Consider the following 18530-nt stretch of genomic DNA (forward strand, 5'->3'; position numbering starts at 1 on the left):
CCCCAATCACCCCTCCGAATACCTCCTCATTCACCCACAACCCATAACCCCGCAGTTAACAAAACATAACGTGGCTTCGATTGTCAGACCTTTCCAAACCCCGATAGGATAAGCCAGCTTCCGAAGGGGCTCTGGATTGCGGGTTTCAGGACTATGCTGCTGAACAGGTCAATCCCGATGAGTACCCCTGACGGCGCCCTGAAAGGTTGAGCGACCTAACAATAATAATGGGGGAAGGTCTATGAGTGAGCCTGTCATGGGTGTGAGTATTTGCCGCCCGCCGGCGTTACGCAGGTTCGCGTTGCTGGCTACAGCGCTCTCGCTGTTGAGCTGTGCCGTACTGTCGGCGCCTGTGCTGGCCGCTGCCGCGCCAGCCTCCGACGTGGTTTATTCCGTTGAGTCCGCCAAGGCCAGCAAAGGCCTGATGCTTGATGTCGTGCACGCAGGCAAGCGCCTGGTGGCGGTCGGCGATCGCGGGCACATTCTGTATTCCGATGACCAGGGCGCAACCTGGACCCAGGCCAGGGTGCCAACCCGGCAACTGCTGACGGCGGTGTTTTTTGTCGATGACAGACACGGCTGGGCCGTCGGCCATGACGCGCAGATCCTCGCCAGCGAAGACGGCGGCATCACCTGGAGCAAACAATTCGAAGATCTGAAACGCGAATCGCCGCTGCTCGACGTCTGGTTCAAGGACGTCAACAGCGGCTTTGCCGTGGGCGCTTACGGTGCGTTGCTGGAAACCACCGACGGCGGTAAAAACTGGGAAGACGTCAGCGACCGCCTCGATAACGAAGACCAGTACCACCTCAACGCCATTGCAGCCGTCAAGGACTCCGGCATTTTCATCGTCGGCGAGCAGGGCAGCATGTTCCGCTCCGCCGATGATGGTCAGACCTGGGAGAAGCTTGAAGGCCCCTACGAAGGCTCGCTGTTCGGCGTGATCGGCACTGCTCAACCGGCCACGTTGCTGGCCTACGGGTTGCGGGGCAATCTCTACCGCTCCACGGATTTTGGCAGCACCTGGGAGCAGGTCGAGCTCAAGGCTGCACGCGGTGCCCTGGAGTTCGGCCTGTCCGGCGCGACGCTGCTCGACGACGGTTCCATCGTGATCGTCGGCAATGGCGGCAGCGTGATTCGCAGCACCGACGATGGCGAAACCTTCAGCGTGTTCAACCGCCCGGATCGCATTTCCGTTTCGGCGGTGACTGCGGCAGGCAACGGCAATCTGATTCTGGCAGGACAGGGCGGCGTTCGCGTCACCTCGCCAGACGGCGCAGAAACTGGAAAAAACGGGTCGTCCAAATGAGCCGGGCAAATAATAAGAAGGCGGGTCTATGACATCCTTGAGCAGTCATCACCAAGACAAGGCGACGTTTCTTGAACGCCTGATTTTCAACAACCGCCCGGCAGTCATCGTCATCTGCCTGCTGGTCAGTATTTTCCTGTTCTGGCAGGCGACGCTGATCCGGCCGTCCACCAGTTTCGAAAAAATGATCCCGCTCGAGCATCCGTTCATTGAAAAAATGATGGAGCACCGCAACGATCTGGCGAACCTGGGCAACACGGTGCGGATTTCCGTGGAAGCCACCGATGGCGACATCTTCTCCAAGGAATACATGGAGACCCTGCGTCAGATCAACGACGAGGTGTTCTACATTTCCGGCGTCGACCGTTCCGGCCTCAAGTCGTTGTGGAGCCCGAGCGTGCGCTGGACCGAGGTGACGGAAGAGGGCTTCGCCGGTGGTGAAGTGATTCCCCAGAGCTATAACGGTTCCCAGCAAAGCCTCGACCTGCTGCGCAACAACGTGCTCAAGTCCGGGCAAGTCGGGCGGCTGGTGGCCAACGACTTCAAGTCGAGCATCGTCGACATCCCGCTGCTGGAGTCCTACCCGGACCCGCAGGACCAGGGCAAGTTGCTGGCGCTGGACTACCGCCAGTTCTCCCATGAACTCGAAGACAAGATCCGCAACAAGTTCGAAGCCCAGAACCCCAACGTGAAAATCCACATTGTCGGGTTCGCCAAGAAAGTCGGCGACCTGATCGATGGGTTGGTCATGGTGGTGATGTTCTTCGGCGTCGCCTTCGTCATTACCCTGATCCTGCTGTACTGGTTCACTAACTGCATGCGCAGTACCGTGGCGGTGTTGAGCACCACGCTGGTGGCGGTGGTCTGGCAGTTGGGCCTGATGCACTTCTTCGGCTTCGGGCTTGACCCGTACTCGATGCTGGTGCCGTTTCTGATCTTCGCCATCGGGATTTCCCACGGTGTGCAGAAAATCAACGGTATCGCCTTGCAGTCCAGCGAGGCGGACAACGCGCTGACTGCGGCGCGGCGCACTTTCCGTCAGCTGTTCCTGCCGGGGATGATCGCGATTCTCGCCGATGCGGTGGGCTTCATCACGCTGCTGATCATCGACATCGGGGTGATTCGTGAGCTGGCCATCGGCGCGTCCATCGGTGTGGCGGTGATCGTGTTCACCAACCTGATCCTGCTGCCGGTGGCGATTTCCTACGTCGGTATCAGCAAGCGCGCGGTAGAACGCAGCAAGAAAGACGCACACCGCGAACACCCGTTCTGGCGCCTGCTGGCGAATTTCGCCAGCCCGAAAGTCGCCCCGATCTCCATTACCCTGGCGCTGATCGCCTTCGGTGGTGGCCTCTGGTACAGCCAGAACCTGAAAATCGGCGACCTCGACCAGGGCGCGCCTGAACTGCGTCCAGACTCGCGCTACAACAAGGACAACAGCTTCATCATCAATAACTACTCCACCAGTTCCGACGTGTTGGTGGTGATGGTCAAGACCAAGTCCGAAGGTTGCTCGCGCTACGAAGCCATGGCGCCGATCGACGAACTCATGTGGAAGATGCAGAACACCGAAGGCGTGCAGTCGGCGATCTCGCTGGTGACCGTGTCCAAGCAGATGATCAAGGGCATGAACGAGGGCAACCTGAAATGGGAAACCCTGTCGCGCAACCCGGACGTGCTGAACAACTCCATCGCCCGTGCCGACGGCCTGTACAACAACAATTGCTCTCTGGCACCGGTGCTGGTGTTCCTCAACGACCACAAGGCCGAAACCCTGGATCGTGCTGTGCATGCGGTGCAGGACTTCGCCAAAGAGAACAACAAGGAAGGGCTGGAATTCATTTTGGCCGCCGGTAACGCCGGGATCGAGGCGGCCACCAACGAGGTGATCAAGCGCTCCGAACTGACGATTCTGGTCTTGGTGTACATCTGTGTCGCAACCATGTGCATGATCACCTTCCGTTCCTGGGCGGCGACCTTGTGCATCGTGCTGCCGCTGGTACTGACCTCGGTACTGGGCAATGCGTTGATGGCGTTCATGGGCATCGGCGTGAAAGTGGCGACCTTGCCGGTGGTGGCGCTCGGGGTGGGGATTGGCGTGGACTACGGAATCTACATCTACAGCCGTCTGGAAAGCTTCCTGCGTGCCGGTCTGCCGCTGCAAGAGGCGTACTATCAGACGCTGAAATCCACAGGCAAAGCCGTGCTGTTCACCGGTTTGTGCCTGGCGATCGGTGTGTGCACCTGGATCTTCTCGGCGATCAAGTTTCAGGCCGACATGGGCCTGATGCTGACCTTCATGCTGCTCTGGAACATGTTCGGCGCGTTGTGGCTGCTGCCAGCGCTGGCACGCTTCCTGATCAAACCAGAGAAGTTGGCGGGGCAGAAGGGCAACTCGTTGTTTGCTCACTGATTCATCGCTTGAGCCAAAAGAGCCGCAGCCTGAGCTGCGGCTCTTTTATGTGCGTCAGGTCAAAGTTTTAGAAACAGCTTTTCATCCAGCGGCGGTTCGATGACGGATTTTTTCAGATTGATCACGGTGGGGTTGTCAGTCCCGGCTTGTTTGAGCAGATCCTTGTAGGTCAGGAAGCGCTGCGTCGGGATCTTGATATGGGCAAAGCTATAGGCAGCCCGAGGCGTATCAAGGGTCGGGTAGTGAAAATGTGCATACCACAAGACATTCGGGCTGTTCTTTTCCCGTATCGAGTATTCGGTCAGGTAGTCACCGGTGGCGAGTTTCTTCAGCCGGGTCACGAGGTTGATATCAACGAAGCCATGACGCCACAGATAATCAATTTTCTGAGCCTGGGGCCGTTGCTTCTTGTAGCCTTCGGCGCAGTATCGACGTGCCAGCGCGACAGTCTGCGCAGCCTCATCACGCAGGGTCTTGCCCAGCGCCGCGGCATCAGGGTTATTGAGTTCTTCGGCTTCCCGGGCCAGGGCCGTGAGTTTTTCACCGTGGCCCGTCAACATGTTGTCCCAGTCCCGTGGCTCAAGGTTTTCAAGCTGTGTCGGGTCGTTGAGTTTTCTCTGTTGGAAGCGGATTGAACCCTCGATATCTACCCGCCTGGCGATCAATGCCTGGCTGTCTTTCCTGAGCGTGGCCAGCGAGCGCGATGGGGCCGATGCGACAGGTTTCGGTTTCGTGGGCGGCAAAGTCACGCACTCTACGAAGACGTCTTCTCCAGGATGTTTGTGGAACGTAGCCACTACCTGATCATTGCTCGGGTTGCGGATTTCAATGAAGTCGCCTGTTTCCCCCTCTGGGGCAGGGACCTGATCGCCCACCAGCGTGCCTTTGTTACGAGTCTTGAATACCCGTTTGGTCGGCGAACGCTTTCGTTGAGGTTTTGCGACCTCCTGCACCGCAGGAACCTCTGCCTCGGAGCGGATCAGCTCGGCCATTTCGGCTTCTGCATTGGCGATCACTTCGTTGATGCGCGCGACAAAACGACGCTGGTAGTCGATCCGGTCGGGGCTTGACCCCGTGTCCAGTAAGTCCTGGCAGGCACCGAGTGACAGTTTGTAGCGGTCTATAACGGTCGACAGTACCTGCTGACGCTCGGCCAGGGTGAAGCCTTCGGTGTTACGCAGGTTCATATAGGAAATGGTGACTTCGTTTTTCAAGTCGGACAGTTGCAGGTCAGACAGGTATTGCTCTTGGGCGCTCATGGGTTTGCCGCGATCGAGGGTCAGCCCGCGGAGCATTTCCAGGCTGCTGATGACGGCATTCATCCTGTCGCTTACCTGGGGCCTATCTGTCAGTTGTGCCAACCGTTCGTGTTCGGCGCGACCCGCTGGAAACTGATCCAGTTCGCTGTATAGCCGGTCCAGTCTCCCGACCAGATCGATGCTGCGTTCCTTGTTCTCCAGTCGGGACTTGAACAGCTCGACCGCTTCCTGATAACCCGTGGGGATACCTTCTTCGAGTTCGGACGCCTCGCGGGCGAACAGTACTTTGATCGGCTCGCCTTGAGGTGTCACGGTCGGCTTTTCCACTTCCAGTCCGAAACGCAGCCCATAGATGTAACTGGCGGCGACACCGCATAACAGGTCAACCTGTCGTCTGAGGTGGTCGACAGCGAGCTCCAGTGGTTGGCTTTTACGGCTGATGTCCATCAGCTCGTGGGTGGTCTGTTCAACGCGCTCGGTGATCCGAATGAGCAGTTCGCACTGGATGTTGCCTGCTCGATTGGTGTCGGCGAATGCCTTGACCGCCTGTTGGTGTCGTACCGCTGCGGCTTGATATTCCTGCTCTTGGGCTTCATCCAGAGCTTCCCATGCGGCTTCCAGTTCCAGCGAGGTGCTCTCGAACTGGCTGACGGTCTCGTCCAACCCCGCCCGTGCCCGCGCCGATTGTTCCATTTGACGCTCCAGTTGCTGCTCCAGCGCCGGTTTGTTGCGCTTGATTTCGTCCAGCTGGCGTTGAATCTCCTCCAGTTTGGCTTGGCGCCGGTTTTTCGGACCTCCGCCCTCCAGCTTCAACCCGCGATCCAGTCGCCAGTGGCCCTGACCATCGCTGGTGAGCTTGAAGCCGGGATGATCGGGGTGCGAAGGATCGATCAAATACACCTCGCCGAACCCGGGCACGATACTGACCTGGAATAGCAAGCCCCCGGTGCTCGCATGCCAGGCACCGTCGATGTTGTACAGGCCTTTGAACGGACCGCTTGTGACCGCTGGCGGCAGCTTCTCGGGCCATGGCACATGAACATTGAGCAATGCGTCAAGCAGCTTGTCGGTGGCTTTGGGGCTGGCGATGGAACTGATGAAATCCAGCGGCGTATGGCCGCCACCCACCGGTTCGCCTGGCAGGGACACCGTCCCGAGTCTGATCTGCAGGGTGGCAGGTTCCGGCCGATGTGGCGCCAGGCGCCAAGGCACCAGCGAGAGCGCGGTTTCGTCGGGGGTCGGTCGGGGCAGAGGATGCTCTGGGGTGCCGGCAGCCGGTGTCACATGCAGCAGTACCATCGCGGTATTGAGGAGCAAATCGATCAGGGCCAGTTCACGGGTTTCGGGATCGGGGCTGGTTAGCCCGCTGAGATCCTTTTCGAGGCCGTCGATCAACACCAGCATCCAGCCGGCAAGCATTAACGGCCCGCGAACCAGTGGTAACAGTACGACATTGAATAGCAGCCCGGCGCCCTTGAGCAGGATCTCCCAGCGGCTTTCCACGTTGGATATCGACTCGCGGTTGGCCAGGTCTACAAGGGCATTGGCATTGCTGCCGAACAACGCAGAGAGAATCTTTCCTTCACGCAGCGATTGAAACAACACGTCGGCACCCTCGTCGCCGGCCAGGGTCGCTGGCGCCGGTTTGGGCAATCGGTCGAATTCATCTCCCAGGTGGAAATGAAGAATGTGGGGTTCGTTGAATCCATTGTTGGCATAAACACTGCGCGCACGTTCCGGCAACCAGGTCAGGACGCTGTCCTGCAGGTCGCCGGCCTGTGCGATGGCGTCGAGCAGGGCACTGCGAGAGGGGAATTCGATCAAGGACTCGCTGTACTGAGGACGATAGAGAACGTGTGGCCCGGCCAACAGGTTTTTCGGCTCGATCACAAACATGTCGTCGACCACGTCCGGCTCCGCACCGGGCTTGCGGTGGAATGCCAGGGGGCGAAGGACGATGTCTTGCTCGTCGACTTTTCGGTCGGCCGGGGTTTCACCCATCAGGGCGGCCACGTAGCGGTAACCCTTGGCCGTAATGCCGGATTGCTTGCGAATCTTGCATTCCAGTGCCCGCATGGGCAGTTGCACTCGAAGCTGGCGGGTATACAACAGGGCCCGACGTTGGGCGTCCGGGGAGCCGGAGAGCAGCAGGTCCTTGATTTTTTCGGGGTAGACCTTGCCGATATCGACCCGTTGTATCAGCCCCTTGCTGCCTAGCAGATAGTCTTCGTCAAGCCAGGCCGGCAATGCCAGGCCACGTTTATGGGAAACGCTCATCCGGCCATTGGGTTTGCCGACCAGGTTCTTCAGGGCCAGGTCGGTCAGTGACATGCGCACATGCTCAATGAAACCGGCGCCGCCCGGATAACCGGCGGCGACGGCAAAATCCAGCTCGAGATCGTCAGGATCGTAGTCGGCCGCCTCGCCATGATCGGCCTGCATCCGTGCCCGCAAAGCGTGGCGGCTGAAGGTCCGGATATCGTCCAGCCCTTCGTTGAACGTGCGATCCTGGCTTTGTGCGACGACTTCGGCCAGGTCCAGCAGATGCTGACGGTAGGCAAAACGATCGGTGGCCGAGGCGTGTTGCAGCCAGTCCGGCAATTGTGAATGCAACTGCTTGAGCGGCGCATCGTGACTCTGGGGGGCTTGCGCAAACAGGATCGATGGATCGGTGAGGACATCCAGGTGTCGCTCCAGGTCCTCAAGGTCATGGGCGGTGTCGGCCTTGAACGCTTCCAGGTCATCGAGCTGGCTGTTGAAAATCAGGCCGGCCTGTAGCTCGAAGAGATTGCCGTCAGGTTCATAGCGTTTCCAATTGATGCGCTCTACAAGAAACTGCTGTCGCATCTTCCGGCCCCAGTCGAGGCTGAAGTCGTCCAGAGAGTCGAACGCTTCAACACGCCCATCCACGTGGCACAGCAAGACGTTTTTGCCCTGTGCCAACAGTATTTCCGGCCCCAGCCGGCGTATTTCACGCTAGTCCTGGCCGAGCGTGGTTTCCAGGAACCAGGCGTAGACGACGCCTGTCTGGGCCATGCGCTCGACCCGATCCGGCCATGCAGCGACCTGTGACAATATTTGGCGCTGTTCTTCCCTCAGGCTGGAGGGTAGCAGTGAGGCCACCTTGAGCTGGTTGTTGAGGACGCCCGCGAGCCACTGCCAGTGGTTGATGCCGCTTTCGTCGGCCTGGTTCCAGAAGTCGGCCAAGGCTTGCTGGAAATCGATGTATAGCGTCAGGGGCAGCTCGGCAATGATCCGGGCGACGACCTGCATATCTACATGGGGCGCAACGGGGGTGTCGAGGCGCGAGGGCAGTGCCTGAGTCAGAAAGAAGGGCCGGGAATCGCGGAGGGTAAAGTCGGGTGGGGAGGGGGTCAACAATTGTTTGATGAACACATGGATCAGCAGCTCGAATGTCCAGCCACCCGACGATTCGGGGGAAGCCAGTTTGATCCGGATCGGATCGACATCCAGGCCGGGGTAGTGCTCGGCCAACCTTTCGCGCAAGGCACTGGCGAGCACGAACGATAATGTTGGACGCTGGGCAAATCGCTTTTGCACCGCTCGGGCGGGCAGTTCGCTGAAGGCATGGGATACGGGGGTATTGGGGTCGGGCATGACGAAATCCTTATCGTGTTAGGGACCGGCGCCGTCATGGCGCTTGGTCCTGGAGGCCGGAATCCTTCAGGCCCCGTCAGGAAATCGCATTCTGTCACCGCCGACGTGCCAGCCGGTGATGGCATGTGGTTACAAGGTTTGACCCAGGACGCTGCTCAAGGCACTGCGGGCATCGTCGAGCTGCACCAGCGTCGCGTGGCGGGCACCGAGGGCGTCACGGTTTTCGATGGCCGTGAGGATTGCCTTGTGTCGGGGCAAGGCCAGTTCGTGCAGGTTGGGCCGCTGGTTGGAATGCTTGAGGGCTTCGGCGATGGCCACCGACAGCATGTTGCACAGGTTGGCGAGCAGGTCGTTATGGGTGGCGTCGGCGATGCGGCTGTGGAAGTCCAGGTCCGGCTGCAACAAGGCCTCGGGGGTCGGTGCGGCTTCCATGCGCTGGTAGGCTTCATTGATGGAGGCGATGTCGGCATCGGTGGCGAACTGCGCCGCCAGGGCGGCGGCGGCCGGCTCGATGATGCTGCGCACGCTGGTCAGCAGATCAAAGAATTCGTTTTGCGGGCTGCTTTGCATCAGCCAGTGCAGCACGTCCGGGTCAAGCATGTGCCATTCCTTGCGCTGCTTGACCACCGTGCCGACCCGCGGACGGGAATACACCAGGCCCTTGGCTACCAATACGCGAGTGGCTTCGCGCAGCACCGGCCGGCTGACCGCGTATTCCTCGCACAACAGGGCTTCGGCGGGCAGTTTGTCGTCTGGTTTGAAACGTCCCGAGACAATCTGCATGCCCAGTTCCTGGACGATGCGCGAGTGCATGCTTTTGCGGTCGGAGGGTTTGCGGTAATCCATGGGGAACGGCGCGATCCTGTGCGATGGGGTGCCGAGCATGATAGCAGGCGCGGCGAGGACGGTCGCCAGAGCAAGCACAGTCCTGAGGCATACGGGGATTAAATGTGGGAGCGGGCTTGCTCGCGAAGGCGGACTATCAGTCAACATCAATGTTGAATGTGATGGCCTCTTCGCGAACAAGCCCGCTCCCATATTAGTTTGATGGTGTCAGTGAGAATGACGCGGCACCTCGGCCCCTCGGCAACCGACGAGGAAGTCGAAGTCGCAACCCTGATCCGCCTGCAGCACATGATCGATGTACAACTGACGATAACCGCCCACGATCAATTGCTGTGGTGGCTGCAGATCCGCCATGCGCGCTGCCAGTTCCGCATCCGGAATGTCCAGGTGCAATCGCCCGCTGGCGCAATCAAGCTCGATCCAGTCGCCTTCCTTCACTGTCGCCAACGGTCCGCCGGCCGCAGCTTCCGGCGCAACATGCAGAACAACAGTGCCGTAAGCGGTGCCGCTCATGCGTGCATCGGAAATCCGCACCATGTCGGTCACGCCCTGGGCTAGCAGCTTGGCTGGCAACCCCATGTTGCCGACTTCGGCCATGCCCGGGTAACCCTTCGGACCGCAGTTTTTCATCACCAGAATCGAGTTGGCATCCACGTCCAGTTCCGGGTCATTGATCCGCGCCTTGTACATGTCGAAGTTTTCGAATACCACCGCACGGCCACGGTGTTGCATCAATTCGGCACTCGCGGCGGAAGGTTTGAGTACCGCGCCCAGTGGCGCCAGATTGCCGCGCAACACACAGATGCCGCCGTCGGCGCGGATCGGATTGTCGAGGGTGCGGATCACTTCGTCCTGGCCGTAGATCGGCGCGTCCTTGGTGTTCTCACCGAGGGTTTTGCCGTTGACGGTGAGGGCATTCGGGTTCGGAATCAGGTTGGCTTCGCCAAGACGACGCAGCACCGCGGGCAAGCCGCCGGCGTAGTAGAACTCTTCCATCAGGAAGCGCCCGGACGGTTGCAGATCGACGATGGTCGGCATGCCGCGACCGATGCGGGTCCAGTCATCCAGGTCCAGCTCGACACCGATGCGCCCGGCGATGGCCTTCAGGTGGATCACCGCGTTGGTCGAACCGCCGATGGCGGCGTTCACCCGGATGGCGTTTTCGAAGGCTTCCTTGGTGAGGATTTTCGACAGTTTCAAATCTTCGCGCACCATCTCCACTGCGCGCATGCCGGACATGTGAGCGAGCACATAACGGCGAGCATCGACCGCTGGAATCGCCGCGTTGTGGGGCAGGGAAGTGCCGAGTGCTTCGGCCATGCAGGCCATGGTCGAGGCCGTGCCCATGGTGTTGCAGGTGCCGGCCGAGCGTGACATGCCGCCCTCGGCCGCGAGGAAATCATCGAGGGTGATGGTGCCCGCCTTGACCTGTTCACTGAGCTGCCAGACCACCGTGCCCGAGCCGATGTCCTGACCTTTGTGCTTGCCATTAAGCATCGGCCCGCCGGTGACGACGATTGCCGGCACGTCGCAACTGGCCGCGCCCATCAGCAATGCTGGAGTGGTTTTGTCGCAACCGGTGAGCAGCACCACGCCATCGATCGGGTTACCGCGAATGGCTTCTTCGACGTCCATGCTCGCCAGGTTGCGGGTGAGCATGGCGGTGGGGCGCAGGTTCGATTCGCCATTGGAGAACACCGGGAATTCCACCGGGAAGCCGCCCGCTTCGATCACCCCGCGTTTGACGTGCTCGGCAATCTGCCGGAAATGCGCGTTGCACGGGGTCAGTTCCGACCAGGTGTTGCAGATGCCGATGATCGGCTTGCCATGGAACTGGTGGTCGGCGATGCCCTGATTCTTCATCCAGCTGCGGTACATGAAGCCGTTCTTGTCGGCGGTGCCAAACCATTGGGCGGAGCGCAGGGTGGGTTTCTTATCAGACATGATCGGTTCTCTTATTGTATGACTATATTGTTCGAGCTACGGCGTAACATAGGCGCAATTTCGGCTGTTTGGAAGTGTTGTTGATTAAATAGTATTACTATATAGTCGATTTCAACGGAGGGATGGCCCTGACGGTTTTCCGTGAGAGGCGTCCCCCGAGGTTCTATAACAACAACAATCGGAGACCGAACTCATGAGCCAGGAACTGCGGCTTATTCGTCGCATCACGCTGAAACTGATTCCCTTCCTGATCCTTCTGTACCTGATCGCCTATGTGGATCGCTCCGCCGTGGGGTTCGCCAAACTGCACATGGGCGCCGACATCGGAATCGGTGACGCGGCCTACGGGCTGGGTGCCGGGCTGTTCTTCATTGGCTACTTCCTGCTGGAAATCCCGAGCAACCTGATGCTCGACCGCTTCGGCGCCCGGCGCTGGTTCGCGCGGATCATGGTCACCTGGGGCGCCATCACCATTGGCATGGCGTTCGTCCAGGGGCCGCACAGCTTCTATGTGATGCGCTTTCTGCTCGGCGCGGCCGAAGCCGGGTTCTTCCCGGGCGTTCTGTACTACATCACCCAATGGTTCCCGATTCGCCATCGCGGCAAGATTCTCGGGCTGTTCATCCTTTCCCAACCGATCGCGATGATGATCACCGGCCCGGTGTCCGGCGGCTTGCTGGGCATGGACGGCATGCTTGGGCTGCACGGTTGGCAGTGGCTGTTCATCGTCATCGGTACGCCAGCGATCCTGCTGACCTGGCCGGTGCTGCGTTACCTGCCGGACGGCCCGCAACAGGTGAAATGGATGGACCAGGCCGAGAAAGACTGGCTGACCGGTGAACTGAAAAAGGACCTGGAACAATACGGCCAGACCCGCCATGGCAATCCGCTGCATGCGCTGAAAGACAAACGCGTGTTGCTGCTGGCGTTGTTCTATCTGCCGGTGACGCTGAGCATCTACGGTCTCGGTTTGTGGTTGCCGACATTGATCAAGCAGTTCGGTGGCACTGACCTGGTGACCGGGTTCGTGTCGTCGGTACCGTACATCTTCGGGATCATCGGTTTGCTGATCATTCCGCGCAGTTCCGACCGTTTGAATGATCGCTATGGCCATCTGGCGGTGCTGTATGTGTTGGGCGCCATCGGTCTGTTCCTCAGCGCCTGGCTGTCGGTGCCGGTGCTGCAATTGGCGGCGCTGTGCCTGGTGGCGTTCGCGCTGTTTTCCTGCACGGCGGTGTTCTGGACCTTGCCGGGTCGCTTCTTTGCCGGTGCCAGTGCGGCGGCGGGGATCGCGTTGATCAATTCGGTGGGCAACCTCGGCGGCTACATCGGTCCGTTCGTGATCGGTGCGTTGAAGGAATACACCGGCAATCTGGCCTCGGGGCTGTATTTCCTGTCGTGCGTGATGGTGTTCGGCCTGGTCCTGACGGGTGTGGTTTATCGGCTGCTGGAGCGTAAGCACGTGCTGCCGGCCGATGAATTTGCGGCCAGTGCGCGTGGGGCTACCCGCACCTGAGGTCAACACGATTCAAATGTGGGAGCGAGCCTGCTCGCGAAGGCGTCGTGTCAGTCACCGGTGATGCTGAATGTGACGGCCTCTTCGCGAGCAAGCCCGCTCCCACATTGGGCCTGCGTTGTTTTGAAGTTCTGCGTTAACAGGAGAAAATCATGCGTTTAGTTCAGTTCGAATTGAGTAACGGCGAGCGCCGCGTCGGCGTGGTCAAGGACGGTCTGGTGCGCGAAGTGCAGGATGCGCGCTCAGTGCGGGATCTGGCGCTGGCGGCGATCGAAGCGGGGGTCAATCTTGAGCAGCAGGTCAAAACCTTGGGCCTGGGCACCAGCCACGACTATTCAGCGCTGCTGGCCAATCTGCAAATCCTGCCGCCGCTGGATCACCCGGACCCGGCGCACATGCTGGTCAGCGGCACCGGCCTGACGCACTTGGGCAGTGCCTCGGCCCGGGACAAAATGCATCAGCAGGTCGGCGACGAAACCGCCATGACCGACACCATGCGCATCTTCAAGTGGGGCGTGGAGGGCGGTAAGCCCGCGACCGGCCAGGCCGGCGTGCAACCAGAATGGTTCTACAAGGGCGATGGCAGCATTGTCGTGCGTCCGGGCAAGCCGTTCCCGCTGCCGCCGTTTGCCGACGATGCCGGGGAAGAACCCGAACTCAGCGGCCTCTATGTGATCGGCCACGACGGCAAACCGTATCGCCTTGGTTTCGCCGTGGGCAACGAGTTCTCCGATCACGTGATGGAGCGCAAGAATTACCTCTATCTGGCCCATTCGAAATTGCGCAGTTGCAGCTATGGCCCGGAGCTTCGGGTCGGCGAATTGCCCCGGCATCTGGCCGGCACCAGCCGCATCCTGCGTGACGGTGAAGTGCTGTGGCAGAACGAGTTCCTCAGTGGCGAAGCGAACATGTGCCACAGCCTGGAAAACCTCGAGTATCACCATTTCAAGTACAGCCAGTTCCTGCGCCCCGGCGACGTGCACATTCACTTCTTCGGCACCGCGACCCTGTCTTTCGCTGACGGCATCCGCACCCGACCGGGTGATGTGTTCGAGATCAGTCAGGCCGAGTTCGGCGCGCCATTGATCAATGGCATTGAGCCCGTTGAAGCGGCGTTCGAACCCGGCACCGTCGGCACACTTTAAGGAGACACCCATGACCCGGATTCTTGGTCACAACTACATTGGCGGTCAGCGTAGCGCTACCGGCAACGTCAAACTCCAGAGCGTCGACGCCAGCACTGGCGAGGCCTTGCCCCACGATTTCTATCAAGCCACTTCTGAAGAAGTCGACGCCGTCGCGAAGACCGCCGCCGCTGCTTACCCGGCCTATCGCAGCCTGAGCGCCGAACGACGTGCGCAATTTCTCGATGCGATTGCCGATGAGCTGGACGCATTGGGCGACGACTTTGTCGCCGTGGTCTGCCGCGAAACCGCATTGCCAGCGGCGCGGATTCAAGGCGAGCGTGGTCGCACCAGCGGCCAGATGCGTCTGTTCGCCAAGGTGCTGCGGCGCGGTGATTTCTATGGGGCACGGATTGATCGCGCGCTGCCTGAACGTACGCCATTGCCGCGTCCGGATCTGCGTCAGTACCGCATCGGTGTCGGGCCGGTTGCGGTGTTTGGCGCGAGCAACTTTCCGTTGGCGTTTTCCACGGCGGGCGGCGACACCGCGTCCGCCTTGGCCGCCGGCTGCCCGGTGGTGTTCAAGGCCCACAGCGGTCACATGGCCACCGCTGAATGGGTGGCCGACGCCGTGATCCGCGCCGCCGAGAAAACCGCCATGCCCGCCGGTGTGTTCAACATGATCTACGGCGGCGGGGTGGGTGAAGCGCTGGTCAGGCACCCGGCGATTCAGGCGGTCGGTTTTACCGGTTCACTGAAGGGTGGTCGGGCGCTGTGTGACATGGCCGCGGCACGGGCGCAGCCGATTCCGGTGTTTGCCGAGATGTCGAGCATTAACCCGGTGATCGTGTTGCCTCACGCGCTGCAAGCGCGTGCTGAAAGTGTCGCCCGTGACCTCACGGCTTCGGTGGTTCAGGGTTGTGGTCAGTTCTGTACCAATCCGGGATTGGTGATCGGCATTCGTTCGCCGCAGTTCAGCGCATTCGTGCAGCAGGTGGCCGGGCTGATCGGCGATCAGCCGGCGCAAACCATGCTCAACGCCGGCACCTTGAGCAGCTATGGCAAAGGCCTGCAGAAGCTGCTTGCTCATCCGAAAATCGAGCATCTGGCGGGCAGTTCGCAACAAGGTAATCAGGCGCAGCCACAACTGTTCAAGGCCGATGTGAGCCTGTTGCTCGATGGCGATGAAGTGCTGCAAGAAGAAGTGTTCGGCCCGACCACGGTGTTCGTCGAAGTGGCGGGTCAGGCGCAACTCAGTGCCGCGTTGAACGGCCTGCATGGGCAGCTGACGGCAACGATCATCGGTGAGCCAACGGACTTCGAACAGTTCGGCGAGCTGACGGCATTGCTGGAGCAGAAGGTCGGACGGATCCTGCTCAACGGCTATCCGACCGGCGTGGAAGTCTGCGATGCGATGGTCCATGGCGGGCCGTACCCGGCAACTTCCGATGCGCGCGGCACCTCGGTGGGCACCCTGGCCATCGACCGTTTCCTGCGCCCGGTGTGCTTCCAGAACTACCCCGACAGCCTGCTGCCGGAAGCGCTGAAGAATGGCAATCCGCTGCGCATTCAGCGCCTGGTCGATGGCAAGCCGTCGCGCGATGCTCTCTAACGATTGAACGCGTTCCCTGTGGGAGCGAGCCTGCTCGCGATAGCGGTCTGGCAGTCACCTTGATGTTGGATGTGCTGCCATCATCGCGAGCAGGCTCGCTCCCACAGGGGGCGAGTGGAACGATCCTTTAGTGCATGAGCTATCATTGCCTCTTTCCCATTCAAAGATTGACTGCCATGACTGCCGTAACCAACACCTTGATCGAAGCCCTTGAACACTGCTACATGCTGGAAATCGACGGGCTGCACGCCTTCGAATTTTCCCTCGATGAAGACGATAACCTGCACATCGAATGCATGGACGGCCGTGCGGCCAAGCACTGGGAGTTCACCCCGGCACAGACCCAGGCCGCGACCTTCGACGCCACTCTGCAAAGCTGGCTGATCACCGGAGATTCCGGCGAGCACCGGTTGGTGTGCACGACTGCGTTTGGCGGTGGTGACGACGAGGACGAAACGAATGAGGATGCGTAACTTCTGGCCGCTGTTGATGGCCGGCAGCGTAGGCGCGATGGGCGTGCAAGCGGCCCCGGCCGACAATTACGAGTTGCTGGTAGGGTCATACACCGCCGGCCAGAGCCAGGGGATTTATCGCCTGAATTTCGACAGCCGCACCGGGCAGATCGACGCCAAACCTCTGCAAGTGCTGAAGAGCGCTAACCCGTCCTGGCTGACCGTGTCCAAGGATCAACATCGTCTGTTTGCGGTCAACGAAAACGGCCCGGGCCAGGCCGATCCGGTAGGGCGTGTCAGCAGTTATGCGATCGACCCCAAGACCCATGAACTGAGTCTGATCAATCAGGTTCAAACCCTGGGCAACGAACCGACGCATTCGAGCCTCAGCGGTGATGCCAGCCATTTGTTTGTCAGCAACTACTCGGTGGCTGAAGACCCGGGCGGCACCTTGGCGGTGTTACCGGTGGGCACCGATGGCAAGCTAAAACCTGTCGTGCAGATGAGCAGTCATCCGTCCAGCCGGGTCAACCCCGAGCGGCAGAAGTCGGCGCACGTGCATTCGGTGGTTTCATCGCCGGATGGCCGATACGTGTTTTCCAACGATCTGGGGGCGGACAAGATCTTTGTCTACCGCTTCGATCCCAAGGCCAACCCGGAACTGCCGTTGACCGCTGCCAACCCCGCATCCGTCCAGTTGCCACCGGGCAGCGGGCCGCGACACTTGCTGTTCAGCGCCGATGGCAAGCACGCCTGGCTGACCATGGAAATGAGCGCGCAGGTCGCGGTGTTCGATTACCGGGACGGCAAGCTTGAGCAAACCCAGTTGGTCGATCTGGCGGCGGGTCTGCCCACATCGGGCAAGGCTGCGGCTGGGCTTCATGCTTCGGCCGATGGCAAGTTCCTGTACGTCAGCAACCGTGGCACCGCCAATCAGCTGCTGGTGTTCGCCATCGACCCGGCCACCGGTCACCTGAGGGAGCTTCAACGCCGCTCCGTGGACGGTGATCACCCGCGCGAGTTCAGCCTCGACCCCAGTGGCAAATTCGTGCTGATTGCCAACCAGAAGAGCAACCAGATTGTCGTCGTCGAGCGCGATGCCAAGACCGGTCTGTTGGGAAAAACCGTGCAAAAACTGCCGATGGATGCCCCCAGCGATCTCAAGTTTCTGGTGCGTCAATAGGCCGCAGGCCCCGGTTGATGGGGCCTGCAACCTTCTATTAATGAGACTGATATCGGCTAATGCTACAAAGCATTTCAAGGCGTCGACCCTCGGGAGTTAAGTTTGCTTCACGGCCCAACCGGGCAAGCAAGCCAACTGAATCGAGGAACACCGCCATGAACTTCAATCTCTTCTCCGTCATCGCCGCTTCTGCTATCTCTGCCACTGTTGCACTGCCAGCCAGCGCCAACGTTGAAATCAGCGACAAAAAATCCCACACCCAAAGCTACACCCAGAAATACCTGCAACAGAGCGCTAACTTCTACGCCGCGCTGGATCACAAAGCTCAACACTGAAATCTGAACCCTGCACCTTTTATGCAGGAGCGAAGTCACTTGCCGATCGAGCTGTAAGGCGTCGAGAAGCCCCGAAGTGATGTCGCTCCTGCATAACGCGTTTACGACAGCATCATATTGCTATCAATGTATTGCTTGATATCACATGGCCATGCGTCTAAATTTGACGCTGATTTTTTGACTCCTTCCCTAAAAGGATCGACAGCATGGCGATGCGTCTGGCAGTGGTTCTCCTGTTTCTCTATTCAACCCCGATTCTGTCGGCTGCCCAGCCCGTTCCCAGCGAGCCCGAGGCGGCCCGCGAACGCTTGATGAGTTTTATCGAAGGCTGAAACACGCTGGGTTCATGATCAATAAAACTGATAGCTACTATGCATAAAGGTCGCTAGTTATCTTCGGTTTTTTGATCGATTCTGTGGGCACTGAAACATGCCCACGGAGAACACCATGGCCAGCGCAATCATTACTTCTGCCAAACACGGCGCCTACCTGGCCATCGGCCTTTACATGGCCATGGTGTTGGTCGTCAGCCTTTCGGCTCAATCGCAACACAGCCTTCAAGCACCGATCCAGGTCGCTTATCCCGCCATTCAATTCGAGCACCACGCCCAGAACGTAGTGGTCGATCACGCCGACGTGGCGGGAGTGGTGGGGGCATGAAAGGACACAGACTCTGGGTCATCGCCTTTCTGGCATTCATGACCAATGGCGCTTCCTTGCTTGGGATAGGGCAGGGCTCGGCGGGGTCGGTGGCACGGGCCATCGAATGCAACCATAACATCGCCCACAACATTCAGACTGCCAAGGCCTTGGGGTTGCTGGTGGGTAATCCGCCGATCAAGTCCAATGGCGAATTCTTCGGGCCGTTCCAGGTGGATTGCTCGGCGTTGGGAATGTGCTCGGTATTGACCTGAATCCC

General features: G+C 59.8%; 15 protein-coding genes. 11 read left to right on the forward strand and 4 right to left on the reverse strand.

Translation table 11 applies throughout. The annotated features are described in order from the left end of the window. Window positions 1-241 precede the first annotated feature (241 nt). The gene (locus KGB14_RS11660; RefSeq protein WP_223486689.1) at window positions 242-1309 is read left to right on the forward strand and encodes a WD40/YVTN/BNR-like repeat-containing protein; all 1068 of its coding nucleotides are present in this window, start codon (window positions 242-244) and stop codon (window positions 1307-1309) included. 28 nt (window positions 1310-1337) lie between these two features. After that, complete coding sequence (locus tag KGB14_RS11665) at window positions 1338-3722, forward strand: efflux RND transporter permease subunit (RefSeq protein ID WP_223486691.1); 2385 nt, start codon at window positions 1338-1340, stop codon at window positions 3720-3722. A gap of 59 nt (window positions 3723-3781) precedes the next feature. Here KGB14_RS11665 and KGB14_RS11670 read toward each other — a convergent pair whose 3' ends face one another. The 4 genes from KGB14_RS11670 to KGB14_RS11685 form a co-directional block, all read right to left on the reverse strand. Continuing rightward, on the reverse strand, window positions 3782-7924 hold the full coding sequence (locus tag KGB14_RS11670; RefSeq protein WP_223486693.1) for a dermonecrotic toxin domain-containing protein: 4143 nt from the start codon (window positions 7922-7924) through the stop codon (window positions 3782-3784). Between the two features lie 33 nt (window positions 7925-7957). Then, on the reverse strand, window positions 7958-8599 hold the full coding sequence (locus KGB14_RS11675; protein ID WP_223486695.1) for a hypothetical protein: 642 nt from the start codon (window positions 8597-8599) through the stop codon (window positions 7958-7960). A gap of 129 nt (window positions 8600-8728) precedes the next feature. Further along, window positions 8729-9445 (reverse strand): FadR/GntR family transcriptional regulator, encoded by a 717-nt coding sequence (locus KGB14_RS11680; RefSeq protein WP_223486697.1) that lies wholly within the window; start codon window positions 9443-9445, stop codon window positions 8729-8731. Between the two features lie 207 nt (window positions 9446-9652). Beyond that, complete coding sequence (locus tag KGB14_RS11685) at window positions 9653-11389, reverse strand: IlvD/Edd family dehydratase (protein WP_223486699.1); 1737 nt, start codon at window positions 11387-11389, stop codon at window positions 9653-9655. 193 nt (window positions 11390-11582) lie between these two features. Between KGB14_RS11685 and KGB14_RS11690 the strand changes: the two genes are divergently transcribed. The 9 genes from KGB14_RS11690 to KGB14_RS11725 all read left to right on the forward strand — a co-directional run bounded on the left by KGB14_RS11690 (window position 11583) and on the right by KGB14_RS11725 (window position 18525). Then, window positions 11583-12905, forward strand: a complete 1323-nt coding sequence (locus tag KGB14_RS11690; protein WP_223486701.1) for an MFS transporter — start codon at window positions 11583-11585, stop codon at window positions 12903-12905. A gap of 152 nt (window positions 12906-13057) precedes the next feature. Beyond that, window positions 13058-14050 carry an AraD1 family protein gene (araD1, locus tag KGB14_RS11695; RefSeq protein WP_223486703.1) on the forward strand — a complete coding sequence of 331 codons (993 nt, stop codon included), beginning with the start codon at window positions 13058-13060 and terminating at the stop codon, window positions 14048-14050. Window positions 14051-14060: 10 nt separating this feature from the next. Further along, entirely contained in the window at window positions 14061-15641 is a 1581-nt protein-coding gene (locus KGB14_RS11700; protein WP_223486705.1) for an aldehyde dehydrogenase (NADP(+)), read from the forward strand. Window positions 15642-15817: 176 nt separating this feature from the next. After that, window positions 15818-16114: a DUF5629 family protein gene (locus KGB14_RS11705; RefSeq protein WP_223486707.1), complete on the forward strand. Its 297-nt coding sequence runs from the start codon at window positions 15818-15820 to the stop codon at window positions 16112-16114. Further along, entirely contained in the window at window positions 16101-17276 is a 1176-nt protein-coding gene (locus tag KGB14_RS11710; protein ID WP_223486709.1) for a lactonase family protein, read from the forward strand. Before KGB14_RS11705 ends, KGB14_RS11710 begins: the two co-directional genes overlap by 14 nt. Window positions 17277-17431: 155 nt before the next feature. Continuing rightward, window positions 17432-17611 (forward strand): hypothetical protein, encoded by a 180-nt coding sequence (locus KGB14_RS11715; RefSeq protein WP_007941320.1) that lies wholly within the window; start codon window positions 17432-17434, stop codon window positions 17609-17611. Window positions 17612-17817: 206 nt separating this feature from the next. After that, the gene (locus tag KGB14_RS28460; protein WP_263294585.1) at window positions 17818-17943 is read left to right on the forward strand and encodes a hypothetical protein; all 126 of its coding nucleotides are present in this window, start codon (window positions 17818-17820) and stop codon (window positions 17941-17943) included. Window positions 17944-18058: 115 nt separating this feature from the next. Beyond that, on the forward strand, window positions 18059-18271 hold the full coding sequence (locus KGB14_RS11720; protein ID WP_223486712.1) for a hypothetical protein: 213 nt from the start codon (window positions 18059-18061) through the stop codon (window positions 18269-18271). Beyond that, a complete protein-coding gene (locus KGB14_RS11725; RefSeq protein WP_223486713.1) occupies window positions 18268-18525 on the forward strand; it encodes a hypothetical protein in 258 nt (85 codons plus the stop codon). Before KGB14_RS11720 ends, KGB14_RS11725 begins: the two co-directional genes overlap by 4 nt. The last annotated feature ends 5 nt before the right edge of the window (window positions 18526-18530 follow it).

This window comes from Pseudomonas sp. A-RE-19, assembly GCF_019956555.1.
Taxonomy (GTDB): domain Bacteria; phylum Pseudomonadota; class Gammaproteobacteria; order Pseudomonadales; family Pseudomonadaceae; genus Aquipseudomonas.

Coding starts and splice junctions, on each gene's coding strand:
- KGB14_RS11715 (WP_007941320.1), top strand. CDS start 17,432: ATGAACTTCAATCTCTTCTCCGTCATCGCCGCTTCTGCTATCTCTGCC.
- KGB14_RS11665 (WP_223486691.1), top strand. CDS start 1,338: ATGACATCCTTGAGCAGTCATCACCAAGACAAGGCGACGTTTCTTGAA.
- KGB14_RS11680 (WP_223486697.1), bottom strand. CDS start 9,445: ATGGATTACCGCAAACCCTCCGACCGCAAAAGCATGCACTCGCGCATC.
- KGB14_RS11675 (WP_223486695.1), bottom strand. CDS start 8,599: ATGCCCGACCCCAATACCCCCGTATCCCATGCCTTCAGCGAACTGCCC.
- araD1 (WP_223486703.1), top strand. CDS start 13,058: ATGCGTTTAGTTCAGTTCGAATTGAGTAACGGCGAGCGCCGCGTCGGC.
- KGB14_RS11685 (WP_223486699.1), bottom strand. CDS start 11,389: ATGTCTGATAAGAAACCCACCCTGCGCTCCGCCCAATGGTTTGGCACC.
- KGB14_RS11710 (WP_223486709.1), top strand. CDS start 16,101: ATGAGGATGCGTAACTTCTGGCCGCTGTTGATGGCCGGCAGCGTAGGC.
- KGB14_RS11690 (WP_223486701.1), top strand. CDS start 11,583: ATGAGCCAGGAACTGCGGCTTATTCGTCGCATCACGCTGAAACTGATT.
- KGB14_RS11705 (WP_223486707.1), top strand. CDS start 15,818: ATGACTGCCGTAACCAACACCTTGATCGAAGCCCTTGAACACTGCTAC.
- KGB14_RS11720 (WP_223486712.1), top strand. CDS start 18,059: ATGGCCAGCGCAATCATTACTTCTGCCAAACACGGCGCCTACCTGGCC.
- KGB14_RS11725 (WP_223486713.1), top strand. CDS start 18,268: ATGAAAGGACACAGACTCTGGGTCATCGCCTTTCTGGCATTCATGACC.
- KGB14_RS11660 (WP_223486689.1), top strand. CDS start 242: ATGAGTGAGCCTGTCATGGGTGTGAGTATTTGCCGCCCGCCGGCGTTA.
- KGB14_RS11700 (WP_223486705.1), top strand. CDS start 14,061: ATGACCCGGATTCTTGGTCACAACTACATTGGCGGTCAGCGTAGCGCT.
- KGB14_RS28460 (WP_263294585.1), top strand. CDS start 17,818: ATGGCGATGCGTCTGGCAGTGGTTCTCCTGTTTCTCTATTCAACCCCG.